The organism is Alitiscatomonas aceti (assembly GCF_025567195.1).
Lineage (GTDB): Bacteria > Bacillota > Clostridia > Lachnospirales > Lachnospiraceae > Alitiscatomonas > Alitiscatomonas aceti.
On record NZ_JAOQJF010000026.1, the window covers coordinates 25,729 to 46,900 of the forward strand.

Annotated in this window: 20 protein-coding genes; 4 read left to right on the forward strand and 16 right to left on the reverse strand. The window is 53.7% G+C overall.

All coding sequences use genetic code 11. The features are described from left to right. Positions 1-6: 6 nt before the first annotated feature. On the forward strand, positions 7-693 hold the full coding sequence (locus tag OCV69_RS11995) for a hypothetical protein (RefSeq protein ID WP_158359348.1): 687 nt from the start codon (positions 7-9) through the stop codon (positions 691-693). Between the two features lie 72 nt (positions 694-765). Here the strand turns inward: OCV69_RS11995 and sigE are convergent, their stop codons facing one another. From sigE to lgt, 16 genes are all read right to left on the reverse strand, one after another. Next, positions 766-1,506 carry an RNA polymerase sporulation sigma factor SigE gene (sigE, locus tag OCV69_RS12000; protein ID WP_158359350.1) on the reverse strand — a complete coding sequence of 247 codons (741 nt, stop codon included), beginning with the start codon at positions 1,504-1,506 and terminating at the stop codon, positions 766-768. A 12-nt stretch (positions 1,507-1,518) separates the two neighbouring features. After that, the gene (locus tag OCV69_RS12005; RefSeq protein ID WP_262563121.1) at positions 1,519-2,304 is read right to left on the reverse strand and encodes a sigma-E processing peptidase SpoIIGA; all 786 of its coding nucleotides are present in this window, start codon (positions 2,302-2,304) and stop codon (positions 1,519-1,521) included. A 364-nt stretch (positions 2,305-2,668) separates the two neighbouring features. Further along, entirely contained in the window at positions 2,669-3,859 is a 1,191-nt protein-coding gene (gene ftsZ, locus OCV69_RS12010) for a cell division protein FtsZ (protein WP_022273149.1), read from the reverse strand. A 116-nt stretch (positions 3,860-3,975) separates the two neighbouring features. Continuing rightward, a complete protein-coding gene (locus OCV69_RS12015; RefSeq protein ID WP_158359353.1) occupies positions 3,976-4,749 on the reverse strand; it encodes a cell division protein FtsQ/DivIB in 774 nt (257 codons plus the stop codon). A 54-nt stretch (positions 4,750-4,803) separates the two neighbouring features. Next, on the reverse strand, positions 4,804-6,057 hold the full coding sequence (murA, locus tag OCV69_RS12020; RefSeq protein WP_158359355.1) for a UDP-N-acetylglucosamine 1-carboxyvinyltransferase: 1,254 nt from the start codon (positions 6,055-6,057) through the stop codon (positions 4,804-4,806). Positions 6,058-6,126: 69 nt separating this feature from the next. Continuing rightward, complete coding sequence (locus tag OCV69_RS12025; RefSeq protein WP_158359357.1) at positions 6,127-7,350, reverse strand: FtsW/RodA/SpoVE family cell cycle protein; 1,224 nt, start codon at positions 7,348-7,350, stop codon at positions 6,127-6,129. Next, positions 7,332-8,684 carry a UDP-N-acetylmuramoyl-L-alanine--D-glutamate ligase gene (gene murD, locus OCV69_RS12030; protein WP_262427658.1) on the reverse strand — a complete coding sequence of 451 codons (1,353 nt, stop codon included), beginning with the start codon at positions 8,682-8,684 and terminating at the stop codon, positions 7,332-7,334. Before murD ends, OCV69_RS12025 begins: the two co-directional genes overlap by 19 nt. Positions 8,685-8,693: 9 nt before the next feature. Further along, complete coding sequence (gene mraY, locus OCV69_RS12035; RefSeq protein ID WP_158359359.1) at positions 8,694-9,662, reverse strand: phospho-N-acetylmuramoyl-pentapeptide-transferase; 969 nt, start codon at positions 9,660-9,662, stop codon at positions 8,694-8,696. Between the two features lie 166 nt (positions 9,663-9,828). Next, positions 9,829-11,559: a peptidoglycan D,D-transpeptidase FtsI family protein gene (locus OCV69_RS12040; RefSeq protein ID WP_158359361.1), complete on the reverse strand. Its 1,731-nt coding sequence runs from the start codon at positions 11,557-11,559 to the stop codon at positions 9,829-9,831. A 55-nt stretch (positions 11,560-11,614) separates the two neighbouring features. Further along, the gene (locus OCV69_RS12045) at positions 11,615-12,289 is read right to left on the reverse strand and encodes a YkgJ family cysteine cluster protein (protein ID WP_158359363.1); all 675 of its coding nucleotides are present in this window, start codon (positions 12,287-12,289) and stop codon (positions 11,615-11,617) included. A 58-nt stretch (positions 12,290-12,347) separates the two neighbouring features. Next, a complete protein-coding gene (locus OCV69_RS12050) occupies positions 12,348-14,555 on the reverse strand; it encodes a penicillin-binding transpeptidase domain-containing protein (protein WP_331485721.1) in 2,208 nt (735 codons plus the stop codon). Continuing rightward, positions 14,521-15,006: a septum formation initiator family protein gene (locus OCV69_RS12055; protein WP_022273836.1), complete on the reverse strand. Its 486-nt coding sequence runs from the start codon at positions 15,004-15,006 to the stop codon at positions 14,521-14,523. Before OCV69_RS12055 ends, OCV69_RS12050 begins: the two co-directional genes overlap by 35 nt. A 23-nt stretch (positions 15,007-15,029) precedes the next feature. Continuing rightward, positions 15,030-15,971: a 16S rRNA (cytosine(1402)-N(4))-methyltransferase RsmH gene (gene rsmH / locus OCV69_RS12060; protein ID WP_158359365.1), complete on the reverse strand. Its 942-nt coding sequence runs from the start codon at positions 15,969-15,971 to the stop codon at positions 15,030-15,032. Beyond that, positions 15,968-16,393, reverse strand: coding sequence for a division/cell wall cluster transcriptional repressor MraZ (mraZ, locus tag OCV69_RS12065; RefSeq protein WP_022273838.1), 426 nt, complete (start codon positions 16,391-16,393; stop codon positions 15,968-15,970). The genes rsmH and mraZ overlap by 4 nt, the downstream gene beginning before the upstream one ends. A gap of 277 nt (positions 16,394-16,670) precedes the next feature. Next, positions 16,671-16,835: an aspartyl-phosphate phosphatase Spo0E family protein gene (locus OCV69_RS12070; RefSeq protein ID WP_158359366.1), complete on the reverse strand. Its 165-nt coding sequence runs from the start codon at positions 16,833-16,835 to the stop codon at positions 16,671-16,673. Continuing rightward, complete coding sequence (lgt, locus tag OCV69_RS12075; RefSeq protein WP_158359368.1) at positions 16,836-17,714, reverse strand: prolipoprotein diacylglyceryl transferase; 879 nt, start codon at positions 17,712-17,714, stop codon at positions 16,836-16,838. It abuts the gene before it with no gap. A gap of 202 nt (positions 17,715-17,916) precedes the next feature. Here lgt and OCV69_RS12080 point away from each other — a divergent pair, with 202 nt between their 5' ends. The 3 genes from OCV69_RS12080 (at position 17,917) to OCV69_RS12090 (ending at position 21,011) form a co-directional block, all read left to right on the forward strand. Further along, entirely contained in the window at positions 17,917-19,224 is a 1,308-nt protein-coding gene (locus tag OCV69_RS12080) for an amidohydrolase (protein ID WP_262563122.1), read from the forward strand. A 638-nt stretch (positions 19,225-19,862) separates the two neighbouring features. After that, the gene (locus OCV69_RS12085) at positions 19,863-20,774 is read left to right on the forward strand and encodes a DUF6017 domain-containing protein (protein WP_119209914.1); all 912 of its coding nucleotides are present in this window, start codon (positions 19,863-19,865) and stop codon (positions 20,772-20,774) included. An 18-nt stretch (positions 20,775-20,792) separates the two neighbouring features. Beyond that, complete coding sequence (locus OCV69_RS12090; RefSeq protein WP_158359372.1) at positions 20,793-21,011, forward strand: DUF5348 domain-containing protein; 219 nt, start codon at positions 20,793-20,795, stop codon at positions 21,009-21,011. Positions 21,012-21,172: the final 161 nt, after the last annotated feature.

The following is a 21,172-nucleotide window of genomic DNA, read 5'->3' on the forward strand; positions in this document are numbered from 1 at the left end:
ATCATTATGCCATACTGTCCAAAATGCGATATGGAATTTGTGGAGGGTGTCACCGTATGCACCGACTGCGGCGGTCCCCTTGTGGAATCCAGGGAAGCAGCCCAGGCCCAGAAGGCGGCTGAAAAGGAAAAACTGGAGCAGGAAATGCGCCTCCGGTATGAAGAGATGCAGAAAGCGGCAAAAGAAATGGAAAAACAGCCGGCCAGGCAGCCGGTTGGTACCTATGTGAAAAAAGAGCAGCGCTATGAGGATATGAATTCCTCTGCCTCCGCCTTTTTCCTGGTGGGCGGCGTACTGGCCTTGATCGCTGCTGTGAGTCTCCTGGGGTATCTGCCCCTGCCTCTTTACGGCGTTTCCCGCATCCTCTTCCACGTCCTTCTGATCCTCATGGCCGCCGGCTCCATCGCCGTGGCCGTATCCTCGAAAAAATCTGCGGCCCGGTTAAAGGTCCAGGCAGCGGATGAGGAAAAAGAAACGGAGGATATCCTCCAGTGGTTTTTAAAGACCTACTCTGCCAGAGGGCTGGACGACCAGCTTCTGATGGAGGATCCGGAGCTTTCCGGGGAAGAGCTGGAGCTGAAGCGGTTTGAACTGATCCAGGATTACCTGGTGACTGGAAGGGATCTGCCGGACCAGTCCTATGCAGACGCCCTCTGTGACATGATCTACGAACGCCTTTACGGAAAAGCCTGATACATACCGCAGTCTCCGGGAGCTGCTGCAAAAGGAAACCTTAGAAACCTCTTTTGCAGCAGCTCCCTCTTTCTATTCATACCGGACGATCTCTTTCTTTAGCCGCTTCATGATCTTCTTTTCCAGTCTGGAAATGTAGGACTGGGAGATCCCCATAAGATCCGCCACCTCTTTCTGGGTCATCTCCATGCCGTCGGGCTGCTTTAAGCCGAACCGCAGCTCCACGATCTTCTTTTCCCTGGGGTTCAGATGGTCGATGGCATTCTTTAAAAGATCCTTTTCGATCTCGTCCTCAATGTCCTTATAGATCACATCCTCGTCTGTTCCCAGAATATCCGAAAGGAGCAGCTCGTTCCCATCCCAGTCCACATTAAGAGGCTCGTCGATGGAAACCTCCAGCTTCGTCTTACTGGTCCGCCTTAAATACATGAGGATCTCATTTTCAATGCATCTGGATGCATACGTGGCCAGCTTGATATTTTTCGCCGGATCAAAGGTATTGATGGCCTTGATGAGCCCGATGGTCCCGATGGAGATCAGATCCTCCACCCCAACGCTGGTATTATCGAATTTTTTCGCTATGTAGACCACCAGCCGCAGATTATGTTCGATGAGCCGGGATCTGGCTTCCTTTTCCTCCTCAGTCCCAAGGCAGGCCAGAGTCCTGGTCTCCTCCTCCAGGGTCAGAGGCGCCGGCAGGACGTCGGCTCCGCCGATATAATGGATCTCTCCCTGGTTCTGCATGAGTATCGTGCGAAAGGTCGCCGTCTTTTTCAGCCTGAAGCGGCTGGGCACTGAGATTTTTATGATCATCTTCATTCCTCCTTAAACCACAAATTGCTCCGGGATCAGCATGGTAAAACCGCCGTCCCCCGACAGCGGCTCTCTGGCCACCGCCACCACCGGTCTCTGGATCTCCACCGTCCTTTTTTCCCATACGATCTCCATTTTCTCGAATATCACGGCCGGAAGCAGACCTGCCCGGGTCCCCACGGCCCGGTAGGGGATATAGACCACACCGTCCACCGAATCGCAGAAGCCCTTCAGGTCCCCGATGTATACCACGCTTACTGGCTTTCCGGAGACTGGCTCCCGGAGCCGGTTTCCCGAATCTGCCAGGGCCTTGAACTCTCTCTGCTCTCCCCTGTAAAAAAGCCTCACCAGAAACCGCTCCCTCCCCCGTTCCTTTTCCCTTAAAGCCATCTTAAAAAAGAGTCCCGCCATGACCGCCGCTCCAGAAGCCGCCGCCAGGCTTTCCCAATCCGTTAGCCAGAATATCTCTTTTAAGGAAAACAGGCTCCCTCCCAGGATACAGGCCGCCCCCAGCAGAAGCCCGTCAGCCTTTAAGAGCTCTCCAGGCGTCCCTGGAGAAAAAGCCATCCAGCACATGAGGCTTCCGATCCCGGCTGCCGCCAGAAAAAGCTCTGCCGCTGCCGGAAGGACAGGAAACACAGCAAGGACGCAGTTGCAGACGCTTCCGGCTGCCGCTGCAGCCAGAAATCCCGGGACCCGCACCGGCATCCTCCCTAAACAGGAGGCCAGATACAGGGCCAGAAGATCCAGGAAGAAGACCCAGAGGAAAAATAAGTCCAGATAAAACTCATATTCCAAAGGCGCTCCCTCCTTTTTTGCAGAAGGTCCGCAGCCATAAAGCCATAAAGCGGCTGCGGCAGAACTTATTATAGCCCTGCCTTCCCACATATTTTGTCAGATCCTCTGAAAAAGCCTTATTATTTATCGCCTTTTTTCTTCATTTCCCGCGAAAGCCAGAGTGAAGCCGCCGCGTTTTCTCTTTTGCTGGAAATACCGACAGAACAGTCAGATGTCTTTGAATTTTGCAAGAAAGGAATTTATATTTATTCTGCTCTTTTATATTTGGATTTTTATGACGAATCCGTCTGTGAACTGGTAAGATCAAAGGAGACGCGGCGCCGCTGAAAGCTGCGGCGCCTGTCACATTCTGAAAAGTTAGAATCTATCTGCGGTTCTTTAAGAAGTCCGGAATATTGATCTGTGTCTCTTTGTGAGCCGGACGGTAAACCGGTGTGCTGTTGGGGATATTTAACTGGGGAGCGGCTGCGGCTGCGGCCTCCCCGGCTGCCGGCGCAGCAGTCCTCGGCATGGGAGATACCGGTTTCTGGACAGAGGGAGCCGGTACCTTCTGCTTATAATTGGTGAAATCCTTCATGGCCCGTTCCACAGGAGTATTGGCTCCGTGGGCGTCCAGTCCGGTGGCGATCACGGTGATCGTAGCCTCGTCCTCGGCATTTTCATCATACATGGCGCCGAAAATGATATTGGCATCGTCACCGGCCAGCTCCTGAACGTAGCTGGCAGCCTCGTTGGCCTCGATCAGGCTGATATCGCCGGAAATATTGATGATCACATGGGAAGCGCCTTCAATGGTAGTCTCAAGGAGCGGGCTGGATACGGCCTGCTTCACTGCCTCTAAGGCCTTGTCATCGCCCTTGGCCTTACCGATACCGATATGGGCGATTCCCTTGTCCGTCATAACGGTCTGGACATCAGCGAAGTCCAGGTTGATGAGGCCGGGAACGTTGATCAGATCTGTGATCCCCTGTACGGCCTGCTGGAGCACCTCATCGGCCTTCTTTAAAGCATCCGGCATGGTTGTCCGCCTGTCAACGATCTCCAGAAGACGGTCATTGGGGATCACGATCAGGGTATCCACTGCATTTTTCAGGTTTTCAATTCCCTCCAGGGCATTGTTCATACGCTGCTTTGCCTCAAAGCGGAAGGGCTTTGTCACAACGCCGACTGTAAGGATCCCCATATCCTTGGCGATCCTGGCGATCACAGGAGCCGCGCCCGTACCGGTGCCGCCGCCCATACCGCAGGTAACGAATACCATATCCGCACCCTTCATGGCCTGCGCCAGCTCCTCCTGGCTCTCCTCGGCAGCCTTTTCACCGATCTCCGGCTTTGCGCCTGCGCCCAGCCCCTTTGTGAGCTTCTCGCCGATCTGCATGGCCGTGGGGGCCTTACAGAACTGGAGCGCCTGCTTATCGGTATTGATCCCGATGAATTCTACTCCCAGGATATTCTCTTCCACCATGCGGTTTACTGCGTTATTTCCGGCGCCGCCGACACCGATCACAAGAATCCTTGCGGCATTCTCTGCCTCATTTATTTTTATTTCTAACAAGAACGTCTCCTCCTTTTAAACTTCCACTGCGTTTCTTTTGCGGAAATAGTCCAAATTAATCTAACATATATCATATTTGATTTTTGAAAAAATATCAACTATTATTTTCACAAACTTTATTTCTTTTTGAAGGTATATGTGGGCGTACTGTTGGTTTCGTCATAGGTATCCAGATACAGGGTGCCGGAAAGCCCGGAAAGCTCCGGAAGGATGCCGGAAAGCTCCGTTACCTTTCCGTCCAGATCTTCAGAATCCCCCAGCTCCACCACCACATCGCCGATATGGAGCCGGATCTCCCCGGCTCCTGCCATGGAGCTGTGATAATCCACCTTGTCCACCTTCACCTCATGGACCGACAGCACCTGGGTCAGATTTAAGATCTCCCCAAAGGTATCGGGATCTGCCACAGGAAGGGGCTGGTGCAGGATAATATGGCCGAAATCCAGTCCTGTGATCCACGGCACGCCTGGAAGCTGCTCCACAGAGCTCTCCACGATGATGCCGTCCTTATCGAAATACATATAGCTGCTCATATACGAAACGTAGCCTACCACGCTCTTTTCAAAGACCACGATCTCGATCTTTGTGGGGCTCTTGAATTCGATCTTATATTCCTCGATGAACGGGATGGATTTATGCTCCCTGAACCGGTTCTCGTAATAACAGAACGCCGAATTTCTGGACCATTTTCCGCCAAGGACCAGATCGATGACCTGCTCCTCTGTATAGTGGCTGTTTCCCGTGACCTTGATCTCCTTAATGCGGACTGCAAAAACAAGGGCAGCCAGAAGGAGCAGGATCCCAAGAAGGATCCCTGCCACTGCCAGGATCTTCTTTCCTCTCCTTCTCCTCCGGTAGCCATAGCCCGCGTATCCTCTTCTTCTCCTCATCCTATTACCTGTACTCCCATCCTGTCTGGCCGGTATCCGGCTGTCATGAAGTTCCTAGAGCCAGCAGATCTCCGCACCCAGGCTCCCAAGATCCCGGCAGAGATCCTCATAGCCGCGCCGGATATGCCGGCAGCTCCCAATGATCGAAAGGCCGTCTGCCGCCAGGCCTGCCAGCACCAGGGCCGCCCCGCCTCTCAGATCCGGCGCATCTGCGATCCCGGGCCTTAAGGGATACGTTCCCAGGGCCACGGCCGTCTGTCCCTCTGTACGGATCCTGGCTCCAAACTGCCGCAGCAGGGCCGCCGCCGCAAATCTGGCTTCAAAAACGGTTTCTGTGATCCGGCTCTCCCCGCAGGCCACAGAGGCCGCCGCCAGGAAGACCGACTGGAGATCCGTGGGAAATCCCGGATAGGGACCGGTACAGAGCGAAACAGGACCGGGCCTCTGATCCATCCGCAGACGGATCTCCTTTTCTCTTTCTTTTATGGATATGTCAGCGCCCATGCGCCTTAAAATGTAAACCGGCTCCCGCAGGTCCTCCGGCTCCGCTCCCATAACGGTCACGTCTCCCGCCGTCATGGCGGCGGCCGCCAGATACGTTCCGGCACAGATCCGGTCCCCGCCCAGAAAAAATTCCGCAGGATACAGACGCCTTACGCCCTCCACAGCGATCCGGCTCTTCCCTGCGCCGCGGATCCTGGCTCCCATGGCGGCCAGGAACCGGCAGAGCTCCATGATCTCCGGCTCTCTGGCACAGTTTTCGATCTCTGTCTCTCCCTCTGCGGTCACAGCCGCCAGGATAGCATTTTCCGTGGCTCCCACGCTGGGATAGGAAAACCGGATCCTGGCTCCCCGGAGCCGGTCTGCCCGGGCCAGGATCATGCCTCCAGCCTCAAAAAAGGAAGCCCCCAGCCGCTTTAGGGCGTACAGATGCAGGTCGATGGGCCGCTTTCCAATGACACAGCCCCCGGGATAATACGTCACCGCCTCTCCCCGTCCCGCCAGGAGCGGTCCCAGAAGGAGACAGGACGAGCGCATTTTCCCAACGTATTCCTCGGGGATCCTGTGGCCGGACGCCGCTTTTGTATCCACCGTCAGGACTCCTTTTTCCAGGCTGCATTTACAGCCCAGGCTTTCCAATATCCCCATCATGGAAAAAACGTCCTCGATCTCCGGCACATGACGGATCACAGTGACGCCGTCGGCCAGCAGAGACGCCGCCATCATGGGCAGCACCGCATTTTTAGAACCCTGGATCCCAACGGTTCCCTTTAAGGGCCTTAAGCCCTGGATCTGTATTGCAGACAAACGGATCCCCCCAGATGCATGCTATACAGTATCCTATGCAGCGGACAGGCCCGGTGTTCCTCCTTATCCTTATCTCTCCAGCTTTATCTGATTGGACACGCTGAGGGCCATGCCCATCTCCACCATGAGGAACAGCACCGAGGTGCCTCCATAGCTGATGAACGGCAGAGTGATGCCCGTATTGGGGATCACATTGGTCACCACGGCAATGTTTAAGATCACCTGGATGGCAATGTGGGCCATGACTCCCACCACCAGAAGGGCCCCAAAAAGATCCGGCGCGTTTCCGGCGATCAGCATGAACCGGTAGATCATGAATAAAAAGATCAGGATCACCGATATGGCCCCGAACAGGCCCAGCTCCTCGCAGATGATGGCGAAGATCATATCGTTCTGGGGCTCCGGAAGGAAGCTGAGCTTCTGGATACTCTGTCCCAGCCCCTTGCCCAGAAGGCCTCCGGAGCCGATGGCGTAAAGTCCCTGGAGCACCTGGTAGCCTCCGTCCCTGGGATATGCCTCCGGATTCTTCCACACCAGGATCCGGCTCAGCTGGTAGGATTCCAGGATCCCGGCCTTTTCCAGGCCCATGGCGATCATGGGAGCAAAAATGAACACCGCCGCCCCCAGAGCCATGGAAAGGATGAAGATCCATTTTTTCTTACAGGCAATGAACATCATCACAAAGCCGATGCCAACGATGATCAGGCCGGAGCTTAAGTTGTTGGCCATGACCATCAGGGCCAGCGGGGCGATCAGGACGATCAGCATTCCCCAGCTCCTCCACTCGTCGATCTTTTTCCCCAGCCGGGTGATCACCACCGCCAGCACCAGGATCACCGTCACCTTTACAAGCTCTGTGGGCTGGAACCGCACGGACCTGGTCCCCAGCCACCGCTTCTGTCCGTTGACCTTGATCCCCAGGCTGGTGAAATTCACCAGGAACATACAGACATAGGATACCACGATGGCCGGAATGGTAAATTTCGCAAAAAAGTGATAATCCATCTTGGAAATGACCAGCATGGCCGCAAAGCCCGCCAGAGCTATGTATCCCTGCCGTTTCATATAATAGGCCGGTCCCTGGCCCAGGACCTGGGCGTTGTAGGAGCTGGAGCTGTATATCATCACCAGGCCGAACACGGTCAGGAAGATGATGGTAAACAGCAGGCTGTAATCATAAAAACGCCTGGGCTTTTTCTTTTTGGGCTGGGGCTGGGGACGGCTGGCTTCCGTCCGTCCCCTCTGCTCCGGATGCCCGGCCCTTCTGCGGTCATTTACAGATTGTTCACGCATTCCTTAAAGATCCGCCCCCGCTCTTCATAATTTTTAAACATTCCCCAGCTTGCACAGGCCGGAGAAAGCAGCACATAATCGCCGGCATTGGCGTAGGAGGCGCAGACCTGGACGGCCTCCTGCATATCCTCTGCGTACATGATATCCGTGAGCCCATGTTTTTTTGCACACTCGGCGATCTTATCCCTGGTCTGGCCGATGAGCACCAGATACCGCACCTTTCCGTCAAAGCTTTCGATCCACTCGTCATATTCCGAATGCTTGTCATAGCCTCCGGCGATCAGCAGCGTGGGCCCCGGCATGGCGCGGATGGCCTGGATGGCCGCATCCGGGTTGGTCCCCTTGGAATCGTTATAGTAGGTGACTCCGAACCGCTCGCGCACGAACTCGATCCGGTGCTCCACCGCCTTAAAGGCCATGCAGGCCTCGCGGATCACAGGGATGGGCACGCCCATCTGGAGGGAGATGGCCACAGCTGTCATCACATTTTCATGGTTGTGGCCGCCGATGATCTGGAGATCCTTGACATCCAGCACAGGCTCCGTCTTTCCGCCGTGGCGGTATACGATCCTGTCGCCGTCCATATATACGCCCTGGTCCAGCTTTTCCCTCCGGCTGAAATAGATCACCTTGCTCTTTAAGGTGGAACCAAAGGCACGGAGCTCCGGATCGTCATAATTTAATACACAGGAATCCTCTTCTGTCTGGTTCCTGGCGATCCCCTCCTTTACCTGGATGTAGCAGTCCATGGTCTTATGGCGGTCCAGGTGGTCCGGAGTGATGTTGGTGATGGCCGAAACATTGGGATGGAACTCCATAATGGTCTCAAGCTGGAAGCTGGAGACCTCGGCCACCGTCACCGATTCCTCTGTGGTCTCCCTGGCATGGGCCGTATAGGGATCACCGATATTTCCAACTACAAATACGCTGTTAAAGAAATGTCTCATGATCTCTCCGGTCAGGGCCGTCGTGGTGGTCTTTCCGTTGGTTCCGGTGATGGCGATGAGCTTTCCCTGGGAACAGTGATAGGCCAGCTCGATCTCACTCCAGATGGGGACCCGGGCCTCGTCCAGAACAGCCACAAAGGGCGCTTCCAGGGAGATCCCCGGACTGATGACGCAGAGCTCCACGCCGGAAAGATCCAGCTTCTTCAGCTCTCCTAAGATCACGGAGACCTTTGCGCCCTCGTCAAAATTTTTCTTTAATTCCTCGGCGGAAAGCTTCTCGTTTCCGTCATATAATACCACTTCCCCGCCCTGGGCCAGAAGAAGCTTTGCCGCTGCGATCCCGCTGATGCCGGTTCCGGCAACTAATACTTTCTGTGACATGAATATTCCTCCCTGCTATAATCCTAAGTAAGCAACCAGACAAAGGATTGCCGTGATGATGGAAAATACGGCGACGACTCTCGTTTCAGACCATCCGCACAGTTCAAAGTGATGATGGATGGGAGCCATCTTAAAGATCCGCTTTCCGCCGGTCTTTTTAAAATAAGTGACCTGGATGATAACGGAAAGCACCTCCACCAGATAGATAAGGCCCACAATGGCGATGAAGACAGGCATCTGCATCATATAGGCGCTGGAGGCCACAAAGCCTCCCAGGGCCAGAGATCCCGTATCTCCCATAAATACCCGGGCCGGATATACATTAAATAAGAGGAAGCCCAGAAGACTTCCCACAACGGCGCCCGTGATGGGGCTGATGCCGCTCTCCTCTCCCAGAGCCACCACGGTAAAAAAAGTGGCCACCAGGATCGTCACACTGGTGCAGAGTCCGTCCAGACCGTCTGTGAAATTGACGCCGTTGTCCGTTCCAAGGACGATAAAGAACAGGGCCGGTACAAAGAGCCACCCCAGATTCAGGAAATATCCGTTTTCAAAGCCGCCGGTGAAGGGGATCAGCATTTCCGTTCCTACCTCCCCGGAGGTCATCAGATAATAGGCGAAGATCCCCGTGATCACGATCTGACCCAGAAGCTTCTGTTTCGGATTCAGCCCCTCGGACCGTTTCATGACGATCTTGATATAGTCGTCCAGAAAGCCGATGATCCCGAAGCCCACGGTCATGAACAGCACCGGGATGATCCGGGGATAATCTTTCATATAAAAAAGGGACGTGATCACAATGCTGGAAAGGATGATCAGTCCCCCCATGGTAGGCGTCCCCTGTTTTTTTAAATGGGCCTGGGGACCGTCCTCCCGGACCTGCTGGCCGAACTTTAATTTATGAAGGAATGGGATCACGATGGGGCAAAGCGCCGCACTGACCGCAAAGGCGATGATGACCGCCAGGATTGTCTCATTAACCATATTGCACCTCTGTCTCTTATGTATTGGGTCTTTTTAGTATACGTCCTTTTAAAGAATTAATCAATGGGAAAACACCATTTCCTTGTTTTCTGTCCGGATCTTCATGGGACAGACGCCCAGCTCTTCTTGTCCGCTGAGGGCGGACAGAACGACGCATGGCTGAACGCTACGTTTCATTTCCAGGCAGAAGCCCAAGATAAGGAAGGATGTTCTCAAAAATGTCGGCAATGACCGGGGCTGCGATGGTTCCGCCGTAGTAGATCCCCACCGGTTCGTCAATGGTGATGAGGGCAATGACCTGGGGATCGTCAGCCGGGGCAAAGCCCAGAAAAGAAGAGATATACTTTTTCCGGCTCCTGGGAAGCTTTTCCGAGGTGGCCGTTTTTCCTCCGATCCGGAAGCCCTCCACCTTTGCCCGTTTCCCGCTGCCCTCAGCCACCACCTGCTCCAGGATATGCCGCATGGTCCGGCTGGTCTCCTCCGATACCACATTTTCCCTTACGGGATACGTAAACTCCCGCACCAGGGAGCCGTCCCGGCTCTCCGCCTTTATGGCAAAATGGGGTGTGATCCGGTTCCCTCCGTTGATGATGGAGGAGGCGGTGGTCACAAGCTGGATGGGAGTGATCTGGAACGACTGTCCAAAGGAGACCGTGGCCAGTTCCACCAGGCCCATATTTTCCTTCTTATGCATAATGGTGGCCGCCTCCCCGGGAAGGTCGATGCCTGTTTTCCCCAGCAGGCCGAACTGCTGGAAATAATCGTAAAAACGCTCCGCTCCCAGCCGCTGTCCCACGTCGATGAACACCGGATTACAGGAGTTCATGGCTCCCTGTAAAAAGGTCTCGCCGCCGTGGCCGCCCACCTTATGGCACCGGATCTTCCGGTCCTCCACGATCCGGAAGCCCGGACAGGAAAACCGGTCCTCCAGGGAGACCACTCCGGCCTCCAGACCGGCTGCGGCCGTGATGATCTTGAAGGTGGAGCCCGGCTCATAGGTGTCGTTGATGCACCGGTTCCTCCACATGGCGTTCAAAAGATCCTGTTTTTCCTTTCCGGAAGCGGCCCCATCCCCCTCTGCCAGGGAAAACGGGGCGTTGAGATGAAATTCCGGGGCGTTGACCATGGCGTATATCTCCCCGTTCTGAGGGTTCATGACAATGACCGAAACGGCCCTGGCCCCCTTCCGCTCCATCACCTGGTACGCGGCCTGCTCTGCGTATTTCTGGATGTTCACGTCCAGGCTCACAGTCAGGGTGTTCCCGGCCACCGGCTCCAGCCGCTCCTCTGCGGCATTTTCCACCTCCACGCCTTTGGCATCGGACAGGGTAAGGATCTTTCCGTCCCGGCCCTTTAAGTATTTTTCGTACATGACCTCCAGGCCGATGATCCCCTGGTTATCGGCCCCTGTAAAGCCCAGGACCCGGGAAGCCAGGCTGTCGTAGGGGTAATACCGCTTATAATCCTCATCCACCTTGACGCCAGCAAAGCCATGGGAGCGGATCCGGTCTCCGTCGGCCTTATCCACATTGGTCTTTATGATCTCCCGGGAAGAGCGCTTTTCCACCTTTTTGCGGACCTCTGCCTCCGGCAGCTCCAGTTCCCCGGAGAGCATCCGGATCACCGCCTCCGGCTCCTCCACCTGGTTATGGACCACGGAGACCGTACAGACCGTCCGGTTGGAGGCGATGACCGTGCCGTTCCGGTCCACGATCTCCCCTCTGGCCGCCTTGATGGTCCGTTCCCTTTCATGGAGATCGTCGGCCATGGTGCTGTAATGCTCTGACCGGAAGATCATCAGATAGCCCAGCTGGCCGCAGAGCCCGGCCATAAAAAGCGACAAAAACGCCATGGTCACCAGGATCCGTCTCCTGTGATGGGTCAGAAAAGAGCTCATGACGCCACATCCATGTCCGTGTTTTGTTACTCATTATATTTCATTTCACCGGAAATTATGAATGGCTGATCCCAAAGACTGCCTCCGCCTTCCCGATCCGTTTCTCGATCTGGGCATAAAAGTCCCCATCCCTGTCATAGGGAGTCAGATAAAATTCCTTTAACACATACATGCTCAGGTTCCTGGACAGGATCCCTTCTGTATCCTCCCGGACGATCCTGGAAAGCTCCTTTAAAAAATAATGCCATCTGGAAATATAGGCATCATATTTTTCCGCTTCCGGCATATCGATCCACTTTTTCACCCTGATCTTGGCCCGGTTTGTCTTCCGGCACTCCCTGACCTGGAGAAAATACTGGAAGCTCCCGTTTTCATACAGCCGCCCCAGAGGGAAGATCCGGCAGATCCCCGGGCGGAAGCTGTGGACCGTACAGCGTCCGTTCTGATCCAGGAACGTGCATCTTTCCCCCACCCCTGTCATTTTTAGATTGGGGAGGACGATCCCATCCACCACATTCAGTTCTAAATTTTCAGTCAGAAGCGTCTCTGCTCCCACTCCTGTCCCTTCTGCCAAACGGTGCATATCCAGGGGATCCAGGACCACCGACCGGCCCATGCCCGAACAGCAGGCAGAGCAGCCTGCACAGCCGCCGCAGTCTGCTCTTACCATATCGGAAAGCCCGTAGAGCCTTCCGTCTGAAATCTCATTTAAATCGATCTGTCTTTCCATCCGTCACCTCTCTGTATCTTCGTCCCCGGCGGCTCCGGGCCGCCGGAATGCATCCCATCTACTGGGGCTCTGTTTCCCCCTGGCCTTCCGGAGCGTTTTCTGGCCCTGGGGCCGGAGGCGTTTCCGACAGAGTCTCAGAGGCCGCCTCCCCAGGGGGCTGGCCGCCTCCGGCCACGGTGTCGGGAAGTCCCAGCCCGTCGTCATAAGGCACGACCTCCTCACTGGCCGGCTCGGTCTCCGGAATGGTCTCCCCGTTTTCATCGGTCATGGGCTCCGTTTCCTCTGCCTGGGTCTCTCCGTCTCCAGCTTCCCCTCCGGGCTCCAGACCGCCCTGGTTCTGGTTGGTGATCCCCTCACCCTGGGCCGCCAGGCTCTCGTCCTCGGTCCCGGCCACATCCGTATCCGGGAAAATATTCATATAAGGAAGGACTTCTGTCATGATCTTCTGGAACACCTCTGTGGCAAAGGTACTGTGGGCCTGTTCCTTTCCCGGCAGATTGGGCGTGTCGATGACCACATAGGTCAGGACCTGGGGATCGTCGGCCGGGGCAAAGCCCGCAAAGGACAGCAGGTAATTGTTGGCAGACCGGGGCAGCTTCTGGGCCGTTCCCGTCTTTCCGCCGATCTTATATCCGGCCACCCGTCCTGCCTTACCAGTGCCTTCCTCACTGTCCACAGTCAGGAACATGGCGTTTCTTACAAAATCGCTGGTGGCCTGGGATACGGTCTCCCGCACCAGATTGGGCTCCACCTTCTTCACCACGGCCCCCTGGTCGTTTAAGATCTGCTTCACCACATGGGGTTCATAATAGGAGCCGCCGTTGATCACCGACGACAGGGCCGCCGCCATCTGGACCATGGTACAGTTGTACGTCTGACCAAAGGAGTTACAGGCCAGATCCGCCGCTCCCATGTTGTCTGCATGGAAGATCAAGCCGGCCGTATCGGCCTCGCCGGGAAGATCGATCCCCGTCTTCTGGCCAAAGCCGAAGATCTCCTGGTATCTGGCAAACCGTTCCACACCCATACGGGCTGCGATCTGCATCATTGCGTCGTTGCAGGATTTCATTAGGGTCTGCTCCACCGAAAGGACGCCGTGGCCGTAAATGCTGACGCACTTGATCCGGTGGCCGCCCACCTCCTGGGCGCCGTCACAGACAAAGGTCTCCTGGGAACCGATGATCCCTTCCTCCAGGGCCGCCGCCACCGTCAGGGGCTTGGCCGGGGAACCTGGCTCGAAGCTGTCGCTGACACAGAAGTTCCTCCACATCTGGTTCCAGGCCTCCGACTTCTGCTCCTCAGTCATGGCGTCGATCTGCTCCTGGGTGTACATGGCACCCAGATTTCTCGGATCGTTGAGGTCATACCGCCGGTTGGAGGCCATGGCCAGGATCTCGCCGTTGTTGGGGTTCATCACCAGCACCGCCGCCGTCTTGCTCCCGATGCCGTTCATCCACTCGTCGATGTACTTTTCCACGATCTTCTGGATATTGGTGTCAATGGTGGAAACGATGGTGTTTCCGTTTTCCGCTGATTTAATGACCTTCTCCATATTGGATTCGGCGTCCAGATAGCCATACTCCCGGCCGTTGGTGCCGATGAGCTGATCGTTGTAAAACTGCTCGATGCCGCCGCTTCCCTGCTTTCCGTTGTCAAAGGAAAAGCCCACCACATTGCAGGCCACGGAGCCGTAGGGATAGACCCGCTTATACTCGTCCTCAAACCATACGCCCTGGACCCGCTTCCTGCTCCTGGAGTCTATATACTGCTTGTTCACCTCTTTGGCCTTTGCCTCGAAGGCCTCCTTTTCCTCTGCCGAAAGCTGTCTCCGGAACTTCACATAATAGGAATTCGGGTTTTCATTGATGGCTGAAAGGATCTCCTCCCGGTCGTATCCGAATACATCCACCAGGGCCGTCACTGTGGTCTCCAGATAATTGGCTGAATCCTTATTGATCTGGTTGGGATCCAGGATCAGATTGTAGACCTTTTCGCTGGTGGCCAGGTAGGTGCCGTTCCGGTCCACAATGTCCCCCCGCCGGTAGGGCAGGGTACGGCTGTTGTAGGAGGACTGCTGGTTTAAGACGATCTCCGTATACTCCTCGTTCTTCTCATCCACCAGCATATAGAGCTTCACCGCAAGACCAAACAAAGCCAGCGTAATTACGAGGACCGTAACCGCCAGCTTTTCCTGCATGTATCTTGAGAATATTTTTTTGTGCTTGTTCTGACTACCGTTCCGGGATGTCTTCATACTGTCTAACATACTCGCTTTCTGTCTTGTTATACATCCTTACCTGGTCCTTATTGGCATAGACCATCCCCAGCTCCTCTGTGGCGATCTTATAGATATTGTCCAGATCGATGGACGTATTGATCCGGGTCTCCAGGGCGTCATTGTCCGCCTTCTTTTTTTCAATGGACGCCTCCAGGGCCTCGATGTGGTTGAGCCTGGCGGCGATGGAGGACTGGAGCTGTAAATAGCTGACACAGAAATAAAGGGTGCACACTGCGGCAATTGTCAGTACGATCACATACGGCAGGTCCATCTGGAGTGCTTTTTCCTGGTTTCTTCTGACAGTAACAGTACGGCTCTGGCTGCTGGCCTCCCGTCGGGGCTCCCTGGGCCTCTCCTGTCTTCTTTCCGGTTCCAGCTTTCTGGCCGCAGTCCCACTGACATATTCCGGCGCTGCCCCTCTTCTGGTCTTTGCTGCCATACTATCACTTCCTTTCCTATTCCTTATGATCCGCTCCGTTCAAACACACGGAGCTTTGAGCTTTTTGATCTTGTATTTTCTTCCAGCTCCTGTCCGCTGGGAACGATGGGCTTTCTTGTGATGACCTTTCCCCGGCTTTTCCTTCCGCAGACGCATACGGGAAAGTCCGGCGGGCAGATACATGGGTTTTCACAGGTCTTAAACCGTGTCTTGACGATCCTGTCCTCCAACGAGTGGAAGGTGATGATGGAAAGCCTTCCTCCTGGATTTAAAAGATCCACCATGGTATCGATGGATTCGTCCAGCACCTCCAGCTCATGGTTCAGCTCGATGCGGATGGCCTGGAAGGTGCGCTTGGCCGGGTGGCCTCCCTCGGCCCGTACCCTGGCCGGGATGGCGGCCTTGATGATCTCCACCAGCTCATCGGTGGTTTCGATCCATTTCTCCTGGCGCGCTTTCACAATGTGCTTTGCAATATTTTTCGCAAACCGGTCCTCGCCGTAATCACGGATGATCCGGTACAGCTCCATCTCGCTGTATTCATTGACGATATCCGCGGCCGTTTTTTCGTTTCTCTGGTCCATACGCATATCCAACGGCGCGCTTTCCCGGTAGGTAAAGCCCCTCTCTGCCGTATCCAGCTGATAGGAGGATACGCCCAGGTCCAGGTAGATCCCGTCCACTTTTCCGATCCCCAGGCTGGACAGCACCTCTTTTATATTTCTGTAATTGCTCCTAACGATGGTAACCTTCTCTCCGTATTCCTTAAGCCTCCCAGAAGCTGCTTGGATGGCGTCTGCATCCTGGTCGATGCCGATGAGACGGCCTTTGGGGCCCAGCCGCTTTAGGACCTCATAAGCATGGCCGCCGCCGCCCAGGGTACCGTCCACATAGATCCCGTCCGGCTTAATATTCAGGCTGTCTACGGTTTCGTATAGGAGAACTGACTTGTGTTCAAAAATCATATGCCAAGACCTTCCATATTTTCTGCGATTTCTTCCATATCATCATACACGTTCTTTTCTGTCCAGAGCGCCTTGTTCCAGATCTCGATCCGGCTTCCGACTCCCACCAGGACCACATCCTTTTCCAGCTTCGCAAATTCCCGGAGGACCGCAGGGATCAGGATCCTGCCCTGCCTGTCCACCTCGCAGGCGCTGGCGCCGGCCAGGAAAAACCTTGTAAATTTTCTGGCATTGGCATTTGTAAGAGGAAGTGCGTGGAGTTTTTCTTCAAAGGATCTCCATTCGGAATTTTCGTACACAAAAAGACACCCGTCCAGTCCCTTGGTCACAACGAACTCATCGCCCAGCTGTTCCCGGAACCTGGATGGTACGATCAAACGGCCCTTGGCATCGATTGTGTGACTGTATTCTCCAATGAACATCGTCTTCTCCTGTTGCCACCGCGCTCCATGGGGAACCACCGTTCCACCATTTAGCACCACTTTAACCCACTTTCCACCACTTCTTCTTTAATATTAGTACATATGAAAGAAAATAGCAAGGAATTTTTAAAGAAAAAACCGCCGGGAATCCTGTTCCCGACGGCCCCATCTGCTTTTAAGTTTTATTGGACAACAGGGGAATTTCTCCTCTTTCGTACCGCCCACCAACGGGCCAAACAAAAAACGTGAACACAAAGACCGGCCCGTGCCGGTTCCGCTAATAGCCGGCCGCCATATACTGCTCGATCAAGGCATCCAGCTCTACACTGTACTGATATACGGTAGCATAATCTTCCTTTTCATCAATGCTCCGGTTCAGCTTTACTCTCACACATTCGATCCTCTGGATCAATTTCTCACGCTCTTCATTCAACCCGTTCATCTATACTGTTTCCTCGCTTTCTCCTGGTCCCTTCCTTCGATGGAACAGGAGAACAGCCAGGGAAATGACTGCGATCACCATGGATAACACCTGGGAGACTGCAAGTTCCGTTCCCGGGATCAGAAGCTGGTCCGTCCGGAGCCCTTCGATCCACGCGCGTCCGATTCCATATCCGGTCAGATAAATCAGTAACATTTCTCCTGTAAATTTTTTTCTCTTTCTGTACCAGAGCATGAATAAAAGAAGCCCCAGGTTCCACATGGATTCATAGAGGAACGTCGGATGGACCTGGATATACTCGATCCCGTTTTCCGTGATCAGATGCTCCAGAAGCTCCTGGGATATCATGCTTTCATTGACAATGCTCCGTTTGATCCGCATGGCGAACAGGCTGTCCGTATAGCCGCCGAAGGCCTCGCAGTTCATAAAGTTTCCCCAGCGGCCGATGATCTGCCCGGTCACAAGGCCGAGACAGGCGCTGTCCGCCATGGACAGGAATGAAAGCTTACGCTTTCTTGTGAACACGATCAGCGTGATCACTGCGGCGATGATCCCTCCGTAGATGGCCAGGCCGCCCTTCCGTATATTGAAGATCTCCGCCAGATGATCCTTATAGTATCCCCACTGGAACACCACATAATAGAGACGGGCCCCGATGATCGCAAAGATCACTCCATACAGCATGAAATCCAGATAGATCTCCGGATCCTGCCCCCTCCTTTTTGCATCCTGCTGGGCCACCAGAAGTCCGGCGATCATTCCGATCCCGATGATCAGGCCGTAATATGCAAAGGATACTCCAAAAATGGAGAAGCTTTTTGTCATATTCTGGACGGATATCCCCAGGTGTATAAAGCTTAAATCTGCCCCTTCCGCCATATCAAACACTCCTTTTGTCGTTTATGTTTCCTATTTTACTCCGAAATACTACAAAAAGCAAATAAATTCGCATGACACCGTCTCCCTTATTTCGACAAAAGTTCCCGTTTCTGTTGTGCAGCCCACACCCGTTTTCCTTGCATTTTTCATCCGGGGCCTATATACTGAAAGCAGAAAAAATACTGCTGAATGGAGGCAAAAAATGGATATCACTTCTTATTTAAACAGCCTGGAGGACTGCCGGGAAGCCCTGATACACTTCCGCCGGGACCTGCACCGTCATCCGGAGCCAGGCTGGAAGGAATTTTATACCACTGCCAGACTCATTGCCGCGCTGAAAGACCACGGGATCCCTGTAAAATATGGAAAAGAGATCCTTCACAGGGATTATCTCTGGGGTTATCCTCCCCAGAAGGAGCTGGACGTATGCATGGAGCGTGCCGTAAGCCAGGGGGCGGACGCCGGTATCATTAAGGAAATGGACGGCTTTACCGGGGCTATGGCTGTGATCGAGACCGGAAATCCAGGACCGGTGACGGCGCTGCGCTTTGATATCGACTGCAACGATGTGGGCGAGGATATGGAACCCTGCCGCCTTCCGGTAAAAAATGGCTTTTCTTCTGAAAACTGCGGATGCATGCACGCCTGCGGCCACGATGGCCACGCTTCCCTGGGGCTTTTCGTCTGCCTGGCTCTGAACGCCATCCGTAAGGATCTCTCCGGCGTCATAAAGATCATCTTCCAGCCGGCGGAGGAAGGCGTCCGGGGCGCCCAGTCCATTGCAGAAAGCGGCGTCCTGGACGACGTGGACTGGTTCCTTTCCGGCCATCTGGGCATGGGCTGGAAAACCGGCGAGCTCCTGGCCCTGACCAACGGCTTCCTCTCTACTACAAAGATAGACGCAGTCATCACCGGCCTCTCCTCCCATGCAGGGGCTTCTCCCCAGGATGGCCATAATGCGATCCTGGCCGCCTGCTCGGCCACCCTGGCCATGCATACCGCCTGTCAGGACTCCCGGGGAGCCGCCAGGCTCAACGTGGGAACCATCTCCGGAGGCACCGGACGGAATGTGGTTGCAGACCGGGCGGTCCTCCAGCTGGAGACCCGGGGAGAGACCACAGAGATCGAACGCACCGTCTTTGACCGGGCCATGAGCAGCTTAAAGGGTGCGGCTGAAATGTTCGGATGCACGGTGGATACAAAAATCATGGGCAGCGCCTCCGGCGCAGACAGCGACGACGCCCTGGAGCCCTTCATAAAAGCCGGAGCTTCCAGGATCCCGGAGATCACCCGCTACGTTCCCAGCGGAGGCTTCACCGGCTCCGAGGACGCCGCCTACCTGATGTCCAGGGTCCAGGCCCATGGCGGAAAGGCTGCCTACATGTGCATCGGCTGCGACATTGCGGCTCCCCACCACAACGCCCGGTTCGACATCGACGAGAACGCTCTGATGACGGGACTTAAGCTCTATATTTCGGTTCTCTGGGAGCTGCTGGGCCAAAAGCAGTGATTTTTGCCTTGAGAAAAAGAAATGCATATGCTATGATTACTTGTGGCTTTGGACCCTTTTCCGGGCTCATGGCCCTGCGGTCTCCTAAAAGACCGTCCAGCTGAAAAGCACCTTATATGCAAAAGGAAAAGCAAAGGAGAATATAGACCCATGAAATTAGGTATCGTTGTAAATTAGCCTTTTTTCATAAATCTATATACCTCAATAAAAGTCCGTAAAACCGCATGGTTACAAGGTTTTTTGAAATTGTAAATTCATAAAACTTCATACAAAATCATATACTTTCATGCCATTTGGGTGTAGAAATGGGTGTAAAAAGATAGTCGAAAACCAGAGTCCAACGCATTTTATGTATTGATAAATGGGCATACAGATTTCTACGGATAGAACCATATAGCATGATAGAACAGAAGTTAAAATATTATAATGTACCGCACAGGCGGCGTTACCTTATCCCAACAGGGAAACAAGGAACGCCGCTATTTTTTTACCCTCATGTTACGCAGTAGGGGCAAAAAGAGCCTTGCTACATAAGGCTTTGCGGGTGCGGTTTTCACAGGGTAAGGGATTGATACCTAAACCCTCAAAATCGCTGTTCTACTTCGTAACAAATATGAAGCAAAGGAGTTGATGAAGGTATGGCAGTTTTCCGCGTGGAGAGAAACACAGGATATACGGTTATGAGTAACCACCATTTACGCAATAAGGAGCTTTCCCTAAAAGCAAAAGGACTGTTATCACAAATGCTGTCCTTGCCAGAGGATTGGGACTACACCCTTGCGGGGCTGTCCTATATCAACCGGGAAAGTATCGACGCTATCCGCACCGCTGTATGGGAGCTTGAAAAAGCCGGATATATCACAAGACGGCAGGGACGCGACGAGAAAGGTAAAATGACCGCTATCGAGTACACCATTTACGAACAGCCACAGCCCCCGGCATTGGATTGTCCGGTATTGGAAAATCCAACAGCGGATAACCCGATATTGGAAAATCCGACAGCGGATAACCCGACGTCGGAAAATCCAATGCAATTAAATAAAGATATACAAAAGACTGACTTATCAAAAAAAGAAAAATCAAATACGGATTTATCAAGTAACCATTCCATTCCTATCCTTTCCCCTAACCCCTCTCCTTTGAGGGAGGAAACGGCAGAGCCGGAACGGAAAGGAACGGAAGCGGCAGACGCGTACAGCGTGTATGAGGAAATTATCAAGGACAATATCGAGTATGAGCATTTTATCAAGCATACCGACATTGACAGGGAACGCTTGGACGAGATTGTGTCCCTTATCCTTGAAACTGTCTGCACTAAACGAAAGACAATTCGTATCGCCGGGGACGATTATCCGGCAGAGCTTGTCAAAGCAAAGTTTATGAAGCTGAACAGCAGCCACATTGAATTTGTCTTTGACTGCATGAAAGAGAACACCACGAAAATCCGCAACATCAAGCAATATCTGAAAGCGGTACTTTTCAACGCACCCAACACCATTGACAGCTATTACACCGCCCTTGTCAATCACGATATGTACGGCGGCTATTAAAAACAGGAGGATTTTAATATGGCACAGAAAACAGGAGCTTTGATTTTTGATGAAACGGCAGACCGTTACGACATTCGCTTTGACCTTAACGACTACTACGGAGGATTGCATTGTGGGGATTGCTTTGAAGTGTTTGTACGCGGCAAATGGAAGCCGACCCGCATGGAGTACGGGGACAACTGGTATCTTGTTGGTGCGAGGGCTTCGGATTTGAACGGGCTGCGGGTGCGTATCTAAAGGTAGCATGAAAAATGTACGCCTTATTTTTATGCCCCGAAGCGGAATACCGCCCTAACAAAACCATGAAAGCCTGCTAATAAAAAGTCAAGTGTTTTTTGAAGAAAATTTCAAAAATCCGATTTGATATTTTAGGGTACAACTTTTAAGCCACCATGAAT